The sequence below is a fragment of the Protofrankia coriariae genome (genome assembly GCF_001017755.1).
Lineage (GTDB): Bacteria > Actinomycetota > Actinomycetes > Frankiales > Frankiaceae > Protofrankia > Protofrankia coriariae.
Genome location: NZ_JWIO01000007.1, coordinates 103448 through 114152 on the forward strand (window position 1 = coordinate 103448; position 10705 = coordinate 114152).

Genomic DNA, 10705 nt, shown 5'->3' on the forward strand with positions numbered 1-10705 from the left:
CCTGGTATTCCCTGCCTGCCGTGGGTGGGCTGGTGGGTCTGGAAGTCGGAAGGTGGATCCCCGGTTCGGGCCGTGCCCGGTGCCGGTGGCCGCCCGAAAATTTTTGCCAGTGCTTCTTATCGTCCGTGGACCGCTGAATTCAACGTCGGATCCGTGTACGGGAAGGAAACATGCTGAAAATTTGCGGTGCGTCAAGTGCTGTGAAACGTCGTGATCAGGCCAGCTGGCCAGCATCGATTGACGTTGTTGATTATTCGATAGAATTCATCGATGGCCGCCGCGGCCGCTGCCGAGGTGCGCGGGCGGGCCGGCAGCGGAATTCGTCCCGCGTCGGCGGGGCCGCCCAACGCCCGCCCGCGGCTGTTGCCATACCGCCTATATCACCCATATCGCCTATACAACCCACGCTGCCCGCACCGCCGCAGGCCGGGCCGGATGCCCCGGGACCTCTGACCCGGGCTGGATGTTCCGGGTCAGAGGTCGAGGACCAGTTGGTCGCCGTGGGCCCGGGAGACGCAGATCATCATGGCGTCCCCGTCGCGCTGCTCCTGCGGGCTCAGCACGGAGTCGCGGTGGTCGACCTCGCCCTCGACGAACCGGGTCTCGCAGTTGCCGCAGGTCCCCTCGCGGCACGAGGAGGGCATGTCCAGGCCGGCGCGTTCGAGCGCCTCGAGGATGCTGCGGCCCGCGGCCACCCGTACCCGCTGCCCGGTGCTGGCGATCAGGACGTCGAAGGCGGTGTCCGCGGCGGCGTCGCCGGCCGGCTCCCGGGGCCGGAAGCGTTCGACGTGCAGGGCGCCGGACGGCCAGCTGCCGCAGGCGGCCTCGACCGCGCTGAGCAGGCCCTCCGGGCCGCAGCAGTAGACGGCCGTGCCCTCCTCGGGCCGGGCGAGGACGGTGTCGAGCGGCAGCAGCCCGTGCTCCTGCTCGGGGTGGACGACGACCCGGTCGCCGTGGGCGGACAGCGTGGCGAGGAACGCCATGCTCGTTCGTTGCCGCCCGCCGTAGAGCAGCGTCCAGTCGGCGCCGCGCCCGGCCAGCTCGGCGATCATCGGGAGGAGCGGTGTGATCCCTATCCCGCCCGCGATCAGGACGTAACGCCCGGCGTCGGCCAGGGGGAAGTTGTTGCGCGGCGCCCCCACCTCCAGCGTCGACCCGGCGCGGGCCTCGTCGTGCAGGTACACCGAGCCGCCCCGGCCGGCCGCCTCGCGCAGGACCGCGATACGCCAGGTCGCGCGGTCGGCCGGATCGCCGCACAGCGAGTACTGCCGGACGCGCCCGGGCCCGGCGACGACGTCGACGTGCGCGCCGGGAGCCCACGGGGCGAGCGGCCGCCCGCCGGGATCGGCGAGGACGAGGGAAACGACGTCGTCCGCCTCGACGGTCCTGCTGACGACGGTCAGGAATGCGGTGGCCGATGGTGCTGGCACCGTGGTCGACTGATCGTGGGATGCTGGGGCGGGCATGACCGACCTCCGGCGGAGTTCTGGGCGTGTCGGAATGGACGTACAGGTTCCCGGCGTCCTGCCGGGTCCGCGTTCTGGGCGGCAAATCCGCCGTCCCGGCCGCTGGCCGGCACGTCGATCGAAACAGCGAGCTGCCCGAAACAGCGATCGGCACGTCGGTCGAACGGGCGGGTCATCATCGAATTCTATCGGTAGGACCACCCGTGGCGCAGGGCCTGGCCACATCTTCGCAACTGATTTCCCGACTGGCCGGAGAAGTCGCCGACAGACGGAAAATCAACTCGGGCGATTGGATTTTCCAATAACCACGACCGGGGCTCACATGCGTCGCCGAAGGCTATTTCTGGCAGCTTGGCCAAAAGCGGCGCCGTCGTTCTTCGAGTCGTTTTCACATCGGTGTGGGCCGCCGCCGGCGAGTCCGGTCGAGGACGGTGCGATCAAAGGGGCGGGTGGTCCGGTCAGGTGTTTCGCGGCGCCGGTGGCGTCCGCCGGGTGGATCAGGCTCGACGGCCGGGCGGCCGGTCAGAAGGGCCCGGCCTCGTCGAGGGCGTCCAGCAGGGCGTCGACGACCTTGCTCCGCTGCGGCCGCCACACCACGTGCACGGAGAGCATCGGGATCGGGTCGACGAGGGGGATGGCGACCGGCCCTCTCGTCCGGCGGGCTCGTTCGACCGAGGCGAACCCCACCAGCGGGCGGGTGGTGACCACGAGGGCGGTCGCGCCCGGGTCGTCGACTTCGGCGGCGACCCGCAGGCTGATCCGGACCCGTTCGGCCGTGGTGACGATCGTGTCGTACATCGCCGGTGACTGGGTGCGGCTGAACAGAATGCAGGCCTGGTTCTGTAGCTCGCGAAACGACACCTGTTCCCGGCAGGCCCAGTCGTGCTGTTCTCCGACCACGGCGACCAGCGGCAGCCGCAGCACCTCCCGGGAACGCAGGTCGCTGGTGGGTGGCAGCCCGAAGATGAAGCCGATGTCGAGCTCGCCGCTGAGCAGGCCCTTGAGCTGGGGACCGGTGCGCCTTTCCCACAGGTGGGCGGTCAGCCCGGGGTGGGTGTTGTTCAGCCGTAACAGGGTCGGCTGCAGGATGCGCTGGCCGGCCGGGAAGTTGTAGCCGATGTTGATCGTGCCGGCGCGGCCGGCGGCGGCGTCCCGCGCCGCCTGCACGGCCCGGCTCGCCTGGTCGAGGATCCGCTTCGCCTCGGCCTGGAACGCGACGCCCGCCGGGGTCAGCCGAACCTCGTGGGAGGTGCGGGCGACCAGCTTGACGCCGACCTCACGTTCAAGGCGTTGCAGATGCTGGCTCAGCGAGGGCTGGGCCAGGTGGAGCTTGCCCGCGGCCCGTCCGAAGTGCAGCTCGTCCGCTATCGCCAGAAAAGACACCAGGTGCCGGAACTCCATCGCGCCTCCCCTCCGCAGACCCAGCACAGCCTACGTGCGGTGACTAACCAGCGGTGACGGGTAAGTGTTGTCCGGAAGAACTGTCGGGCCGGTTGGCGGGGGCGCCGGTGGGAATAGTGTGACGGCGGCGTGCGCATGATACGCATACAAACAGCGCGTATACGCACGTGTACAGCGACGTATATTGCGGCGACATTTATTACGGTGGTGTGTATTGCAGACACCGTGTATTACGGTGGCGTGTACTGTGACACGGATATGGCGGGGCGGATATGGCGGGACGGCGAGCGCCCGGCGTGCCCGTATCCGTCCCGAAATGGTCACTCGTGTCCCGGGCGGCGCGCCGCGGGACACGAAATACGGAGTGGCTCCCGCGTGACCGTGTGTCCCCGCGCGGGCGTCGTGGACGGCGGCTGGAAGCAGACCCAGGGGCCCGGAAGCTGATCCGGGGGCACGGCATGACCGCATCCGGGGCGGGAGCATGCGTGGTGTCGGCCACTGTCTCGATAGCCTCGTTGCCGTGGCAACGGTCGATCTTCCGCAGGAGTCCGCTGTCAGGCTCGACGATGGCCTGACCGCCGCGGATGTGGCCGCGCGCATCGCGGCGGGCAGCACCAACGACGTTCCGGTTCGGGCGAGCCGTTCGGTCGCCGAGATCGTCCGGGCCAACGTCCTGACCCGGTTCAACGCGATCATCGGTGCGCTCTTCGCCGTCATCGTGGTGATCGGGCCGGTCGTTCCCGACGGCCTGTTCGGGCTGATCATCGTGGTCAACACCGCGATCGGCATCGTCCAGGAGGTGCGGGCCAAACGCACCCTGGAACGGCTCGCGATCATCGGTGAGGCCCGGCCCCGGGTCCGCCGGGACGGCCGGGCGGTCGAGATCTCCGCCAGCGAGGTCGTGCTCGACGACGTCATCGAGCTCGGGCCCGGCGACCGGGTCGTCGTCGACGGGGTGGTGCTGGCCGCGGACGGGCTGGAGATCGACGAGTCGCTGCTCAGCGGTGAGGCCGACCCGGTGGACAAGAGCCCCGGGGATCCCGTCATGTCCGGCAGCTTCGCGGTGGCCGGGACCGGGGTGTTCCGTGCGACCAAGGTCGGTCGGGAGGCCTATGCCGCCCGGCTGGCGGAGGAGGCCAGCCGGNNNNGGCGGAGGAGGCCAGCCGGTTCACGCTCGTGCGTTCGGAGCTGCGTGGCGGCATCGACCGGATCCTGACGTTCGTCACCTTTCTGATCATTCCCGCCGGCGCGTTGACGATCTTCAGTCAGTTCCGGCTCGACGACGCCGACCCGGACGACGCGGTGCGCGGGATGGTGGCCGCGCTCGTCCCCATGGTCCCCGAAGGGCTCATCCTGCTCACCAGCGTCGCGTTCGCGATCGGTGTCATCCGGCTGGGGCGCCGCAAGTGCCTGGTGCAGGAGCTGCCCGCCATCGAGGGACTGGCCAGGGTCAGCGTCGTGTGCGCGGACAAGACCGGCACCCTCACCGACAACCGCATGCGGCTGACCGAGGTGCGTCTGCTGCGCGCGTCCATCGGGACGGGCCCGGCCGGCGGCGCCGATGACGCTGACGGGCAGCCCGCCCCGGACGGCTCCGCTCGGCCTGATGTGATCATCCGTCCCGCCGACGCCGACGCCGACGCCGACGCCGACGCCGACGGGACGGCGGGAACCGGCGGGTCTGCCGGAGATGGCTGGGCGGCCGGAGATGGCTGGGCGGCCGGAGATGGCTGGGCGGCCGGCGAGGTGCGCGAGGTCGGCGAGGCGCTGCGGGCGTTGGCCGCAGCCGACCCGCGTCCCAACGCGAGCCTGGCAGCGGTCGCCGAGGCGTTCCCGAGCGGCCCGGACACCTGGGCCGCGACGGCGACCGCGGCGTTCTCCTCAGCCCGGAAGTGGAGCGGGGCGAGCTTCGGCCGGCACGGGCACTGGGTGCTCGGCGCGCCCGACGTCCTGCTGCCACCCGGGCACTCCGCGCTCACCGAGGCCGACCGGCTGGCCTCCCGGGGGCTGCGGGTGCTGTTGCTCGGCCGGGCCGGCATCCTGGTGGACGCGCCGGGCGCACCCGGCGCGGTGGTACCGGTGGCGCTGCTCGTCATCGAGCAGAAGATCCGCGACGATGCCTCCGACACCCTGCGCTACTTCGCCGCGGAGAACGTCGAGCTGAAGATCATATCCGGGGACAGTGCGGTGTCCGTCGCGGCGGTCGCCAGCACGCTCGGGATCGCCGGCGCCGACCAGCCCGTGGACGCCCGGACGCTGCCCGACGACACCGCTGCGCTGTCCGAGCGGATGGCGGCGGCGTCGATCTTCGGCCGGGTGGCGCCGGACCAGAAACGCGCCATGGTCAGGGCTCTGCAGGCCGACGGCCACACCGTGGCCATGACCGGCGACGGGGTCAACGACGTGCTCGCGCTCAAGGACGCCGACATCGGCGTGGCCATGGGCTCGGGCAGTCCCGCGGCCCGGGCGGTCGCGCAGATCGTCCTGCTGGACAACACCTTCGCCGCTCTCCCGCACGTCGTGGCCGAGGGGCGGCGGGTGATAGGCAACATCGAGCGGGTGTCCGTCCTGTTCCTGACCAAGACGGTCTATTCGGTGCTGCTGGCCATCCTGATCGGGGCAGCGCAGCTGAGGTTCCCGTTCCTGCCCCGGCACGTGACGCTCATCGGCTGGTTCACCATCGGCGTCCCGGCGTTCTTCCTGGCGCTCGCGCCCAACACCGAGCGGGCCCGGGCCGGGTTCGTGCCGAGGGTCATGCGCCGGGCGGTACCGGCGGGTGTCGTGGTGGCGGTGGCGAGTTTCGTGACCTACCTGCTCGTCCGCTCCGGTGGCGAGGGCACGTCCGAGCAGGACAGCACCGCTGTCGTGATCACACTTGTCATGATCGCCACATGGGTGCTGGCGGTGGTGGCGCGGCCGTACGCCTGGTGGAAGATCGTGTTGCTGGCCGCCATGGTCGGTGGTTTTCTGCTGTGCCTGCTGCTGCCGGTGGGGCAGCGCGTCTTCGAGTTCGACACGTCGGACACTGGCGTCGTCGCGGTGGCGGCCGCCTGCGGCGCGGTCGGCATGGCCCTGGTGGAGCTCGCCTGGCGGCTGGTGGGGCACTTCTGGCCCGTAAGCGCCGAGGACCCCGTCCACGACCGCCCGGCCAGGGCCTGATCACCGGATCCGGCCCGGCCGGAGCTGGTTGCCGGGGGCCTGTGCGGGCTCGGGATGGAATCGGGCCGGGGTTGGGTGTGTTTGCGTGGACTGTCGGCCGGCCCTGGCGGGTGATGTGATCAACCACGCACGTGTGGTGCGGGAAAAGGCGGCGGTCTCTCCGTCGGGTGTCGGCCGGCGCTGGTTCGATAGTCGGGGTGGTGGGGGGTTGCGTGTGGGGTGGTGCCCCGTCCCGGAAGGAGTCGGCAGTGGTCCTGTCCCGCCGGGTCGATGCTGGCGCCGACTGTTTCGACCCCCGCGACTCCGGGCTCGTCCACGACCCGTACCCCGTCTTCGCCGAGCTGCGGGCGGCCGGCCGCCCGCTGTGGAGCGAGCAGCTCGGGATGTGGCTGGCCGCCAGGTACCGCGACGCCGACGCGGTGGTGCGCCATCGCGCGCTGGGCAGGATCCACCCGCCGCGACAGCCCGAGGACCTGTGGGCGCTGTTCAACCAGCTTGAGCGCGACTCGGTCCTCGGCTGCGAGCCGCCCAAGCACACCCGGCTGCGAGGCCTGCTCGGCAAGGCGTTCGTCCGCAGCAACATCGAGCGGCTGCGCCCGCACATCGAGGAGCTGTGCGGGGGCCTCCTCGACGGGCTGGAGGAAAGGGCCCGCGACGGCGAGCCGTTCGACCTGATCGCCGACTACGCCGAACCGCTGCCAGTGATGATCATAGCGGAGCTCCTCGGTATCCCAGACGGCGACCGGCACCTGCTGCGCCCCTGGTCGGCGGCCATGATGAAGATGAACGAGTACGGGCGGACGCCCGCCGCGGAGGCCGCCGCCCGCGCCGCCGCGGCCGAGTTCGACGCCTTCGTCCGGAAGCTCGCGGCACGGCGCCGGCATGCCCCCCAGGACGATCTGATCACCCATCTGGTCCAGGCGGAGCAGGACGGTGACCAGCTCAGCGAGGACGAGCTGGTCGCCACGGTGGTGGTGCTGCTCAACGCCGGGCACGAGGCCAGCGTCAACTGCCTCGGCAACGGGATGGTCGTCCTGCTGAACCATCCCGACCAGCAGCGGCGGCTGGCCGACCATCCGGTGGGGCTCGCCGCCACCGCGACCGAGGAGTTCCTGCGTTTCGACTCGCCGCTGCACCTGTTCGAACGGACCGCGATGGCGGACGTCGAGATCGGCGGGGTCGTCGTCCGGGCGGGGGAACGGATCGCCGCCCTGCTCGGCTCGGCCAACCGGGACGGCGAGGTGTTCGAGCGGGCCGACGAGTTCGACATCGGCCGGGAGCCGAACCCGCACATCGCCTTCGGCGGTGGGGTCCATTTCTGCGTGGGCGCGCCGCTGGCCCGGGTGGAGGTGGCGATCGCTGTACGTTGCCTGATCGAACGCTTTCCGCTGCTGCGGCCGGCCGGCACGCCGGTACGGCGTCCGGCATTCGTCCAACGCGGCTGGACCCGCGTGCCGGTGGCCATCTGACGGCGCGGCGGTTTCCGTGAACCGTCGCGGGTGGGCGCGGCATGCGAGCAGGTGTATGCCGCGCCCAGGATCTCACACCGGATGGCCGCCCGCGAGCTGGCTGAGGAAAGCGGTGTTGTCGTAGAAGTGCTCGACCTCGACCAGCCTGAGGTCGTCCGCGCAGCGCGCCACGGTGACACCGAAGAGCTCGATACGCTCACCGGTCGGGGACGCTCCCTTGTACGGCCCGCTGAAGGTGCCCCAGTGCCGCCATTTGAACGCGATCACAGGCGGTGGCGAGTAGACGTCCAGGACCTCCCAGAAAAAGCCGCCCGGGAATGCTCTGTGGAACACGTCGTGAGAGGACTCGAATGTTTCGTCGTCCGCCGAGTAGTAGGGGTTCTCGCCGATGAGGATGTTGTAGCTGCCCTTTTCGGCGAGGTCGGCGGCGGTGGCCGCCGGGCCGCCGTTCGTCCGGACCCGCAGCTGCTCGGTCACCATGCTGACCCACTGGGCCGGATCCTTTTTGTGCGAGAGCTCCATCTCGAACACCTGGACCACTTTCTCGACGATGTCGGCGAGCGAGCCCTCGGCGTGCTGACGGGTGCGTTCCCCGGGCATTGTCTCCCTGGAGTGGCGGTAGTCCGGTGGCGCTCCGTCGCGCCATCGGACGCCGGCGGAGCCGGCAATGACGGCGTCCCGGCCCTGAACGTGCAGCGGCTGGCTCTCGGCGGTTCTGTCGCTCACCGCTATCCTCCTGTTCCTGCCGTCTGGTCAAGGTCCTCGGGGATTTCTGTCCCGGGTCTGCTGCGTTGTTTCTGTCGGTCCGTACCGGTGCCGGGTTGCGGGTTGAAAATATCTCTCCGGTGATTCGCACAGACGGTTCGTGTCGGATTCGGAGGTCTCGGAAAAATACAAGGAACAGTGTAGTGCGTACAGTCTGGCCGGCCTGGGATGTTCGTGGGAACGCCGGACTTTCTGCCGTTTTCCGAGGCCCTTTGGCACGTTGTTCCGTAGTCCTTTGGCGCGTCGTGACGGTGGCCCCGTCGGGCCCATCGCGGGCGACGGGCTGGCAGCTCGCCCGGGAGCCCCTGCGAAACGCCATGGCCGGCGGCATCTCGCCGCCCCGCCGCGGGCGACCGGGGTTGTTCCGCAGGTCGATGGTCGCTCTATGTATGCGCTCGGAAGCTAAGAGTGCGGAATCTGGAGGTGAATCCTCGCTGTGCGCAGGTGCGCGGCCCGCGCGTGACAGGCACGCCGGGATGCCATCTGGCAGATCAGGCTTGACGGCGGGGTTGGGTGCTGCTTCTCTCAGACTGTTCGAGTCGGTGGAAGCCGGTGTGAATCCGGCACGGTCGCGCCACTGTCACCGGAGCTGCCCCAGAGGCGGCACCGGAAGTCAGACCCATCGCTGGGACGAGTCCTGCCCGAGTGGAACGCGTGATTCCTGTGGAGGTCCCGCCATGGCACATCCGAGCGTCCTGGACGCCCCCGTCGCCCCGGCGCCGTTGCCGACGATCCCGCTGAGTGAACTGGCCCCGTTCGCGCTCTTCGGGTCGCTCCTGGCGCTGGTCCTGCTCTACTTCGTCGGCGCGGAGCAGGGCGCGGTGTCGCTCGTGGCCGGCAGCAACGTCCACGAGTTCGTACACGACGCGCGTCACCTGCTCGGCTTCCCCTGCCACTGAGCGGGGGCGCGACATGGTTCGCACGCTGCTGATCCGCGGGATGCTGGTCGGCGTGGTCGCCGCTGTCCTGGCCTTCGTCGTCGCGAAGGTCTTCGGGGAGAGCGAGGTCGGCCTCGCGATCGCGTTCGAGTCGGCGCACGAGGCACCCGGGGCCGTCGCCGAGCCGGAGGTGGTGTCCCGCACGGTGCAGAGCACCATCGGCCTGTTCACCGGGCTGCTGGCGTTCGGAGTCGCCGTCGGCGGGCTGTTCTCCCTCGTCTACGCCGTCGCGCAGGGCCGGCTGGGGGCGCTGCGCGCCCGCACGACCGCGGGGCTGGTGGCCCTCGCCGGTTTCGCGGGGATGTACCTGCTGCCCAACCTGAAGTACCCGGCCAACCCGCCGGCGGTCGGCAACCCGGACACGATCGGTGAGCGCACCAGCCTGTACTTCGCCGCGATGCTGATCTCACTGGCCGTGGTCGTCGGCGGTTTCGTGGCCGCCCGGCGGCTCGCCCCCCGGTTCGGCTCGTGGGACGCGGCGCTGCTGGCGCTGGTCGGTGCTCTGGTCGTCATCGGCCTCGCCTACTACGCCCTGCCGGCGGCGGACGAGACACCGGAGGGCTTCCCGGCGGACGTGCTGTGGCGGTTCCGGGTCGATTCCCTGGCGATCCAGGCGACACTGTGGGCCACCGTCGGGCTGCTCTTCGGCGCCCTGACGGAACGCGCCAACCGTCCCGCACCGGTCCGGACACCGGGTGCCGCGCCGGCGCCGGTGCCGGCGCTGGCGGCGGGGGAGGCCCCCACGGCCTCGGGCGGATCACCGGTCGCCACCGGGGCGTGAGCGCGGGCGGACCGCTGCGGCTGACCCTGGTCAGCCACGCCCGGACCGCCGCCGTGCGAGCGGCGCGCTTCGGCGTCGACGACGACACCATCGACGACGCCGAAGCCCGTCGGGCCGCCGCCGTGGCCACATCGCACATGACGCACACGTCGGGTACATCGCGCACCCCCTCCGGACGGGCGCTGCGCGGTGGGCGGGCCTGGTGCGACCGCTCCCTGCGCACCCGTCAGACAGCTCAGGCGCTGGGCCTGTCGGCCACGCCCGATCCCGCCCTGCGCGACCTCGACGTCGGCGCCTGGGCGGGCCGCTCGCTCGACGAGATCAGCCCCGCGGACCTGCGGCTGTGGACCGAGGACCCGGTCGCGGCACCGCACGGCGGCGAATCCGTCGTGGACCTGCTCGACCGCGTCGCGGCATGGCTGGCCGCCCGTGCCACCGACCCGGAGAACGTGATCGCCGTGACCCACCCGGCGGTCGTCCGGGCCGTGCTGGTCACGGCGCTGCGATCGCCACCGGAGGTGTTCTGGCGCGTCGACGTCCCACCACTGTCCGCGACCCTCCTGCACGGCCGCCTGCCAGCCACCCCCACCCCACCCGGGCACGCGGGCGGCAAAGCTGGCACGGGAAGCATGCTGTGGACCCTGCGACATGCCTGCCTACCGCTGTGAAACCCAGCAACCCGGAAGCCGGCCGACGCCCACGACGGGGAGTGTCTCGTGATCAGTG

General features: G+C 70.8%; 7 protein-coding genes and 1 pseudogene. 5 read left to right on the forward strand and 3 right to left on the reverse strand.

The annotated features are described in order from the left end of the window. Window positions 1–473: 473 nt before the first annotated feature. Window positions 474–1466, reverse strand: a complete 993-nt coding sequence (locus tag FrCorBMG51_RS06915; RefSeq protein ID WP_047222257.1) for a PDR/VanB family oxidoreductase — start codon at window positions 1464–1466, stop codon at window positions 474–476. Between the two features lie 522 nt (window positions 1467–1988). Continuing rightward, window positions 1989–2867 carry a LysR family transcriptional regulator gene (locus FrCorBMG51_RS06920; RefSeq protein WP_047222258.1) on the reverse strand — a complete coding sequence of 293 codons (879 nt, stop codon included), beginning with the start codon at window positions 2865–2867 and terminating at the stop codon, window positions 1989–1991. 481 nt (window positions 2868–3348) lie between these two features. Here FrCorBMG51_RS06920 and FrCorBMG51_RS06925 point away from each other — a divergent pair. After that, window positions 3349–6026 (forward strand): annotated as a pseudogene (locus tag FrCorBMG51_RS06925) (HAD-IC family P-type ATPase). 248 nt (window positions 6027–6274) lie between these two features. After that, the gene (locus tag FrCorBMG51_RS06930) at window positions 6275–7495 is read left to right on the forward strand and encodes a cytochrome P450 (protein ID WP_086055297.1); all 1221 of its coding nucleotides are present in this window, start codon (window positions 6275–6277) and stop codon (window positions 7493–7495) included. A gap of 72 nt (window positions 7496–7567) precedes the next feature. Here the strand turns inward: FrCorBMG51_RS06930 and FrCorBMG51_RS06935 are convergent, their stop codons facing one another. Beyond that, window positions 7568–8221 carry an ester cyclase gene (locus tag FrCorBMG51_RS06935; RefSeq protein ID WP_047222259.1) on the reverse strand — a complete coding sequence of 218 codons (654 nt, stop codon included), beginning with the start codon at window positions 8219–8221 and terminating at the stop codon, window positions 7568–7570. Between the two features lie 716 nt (window positions 8222–8937). On the opposite strand from FrCorBMG51_RS06935, the gene FrCorBMG51_RS06940 reads away from it, so the two are divergent. From FrCorBMG51_RS06940 to FrCorBMG51_RS06950, 3 genes are read left to right on the forward strand one after another with little or no spacing between them, the layout of a single operon-like run. After that, window positions 8938–9159 (forward strand): CbtB domain-containing protein, encoded by a 222-nt coding sequence (locus FrCorBMG51_RS06940; protein WP_047222260.1) that lies wholly within the window; start codon window positions 8938–8940, stop codon window positions 9157–9159. Window positions 9160–9172: 13 nt separating this feature from the next. After that, window positions 9173–9979, forward strand: coding sequence for a CbtA family protein (locus FrCorBMG51_RS06945; RefSeq protein WP_047222261.1), 807 nt, complete (start codon window positions 9173–9175; stop codon window positions 9977–9979). Then, window positions 9976–10647, forward strand: coding sequence for a histidine phosphatase family protein (locus tag FrCorBMG51_RS06950; protein WP_052914433.1), 672 nt, complete (start codon window positions 9976–9978; stop codon window positions 10645–10647). Before FrCorBMG51_RS06945 ends, FrCorBMG51_RS06950 begins: the two co-directional genes overlap by 4 nt. Window positions 10648–10705 lie beyond the last annotated feature (58 nt).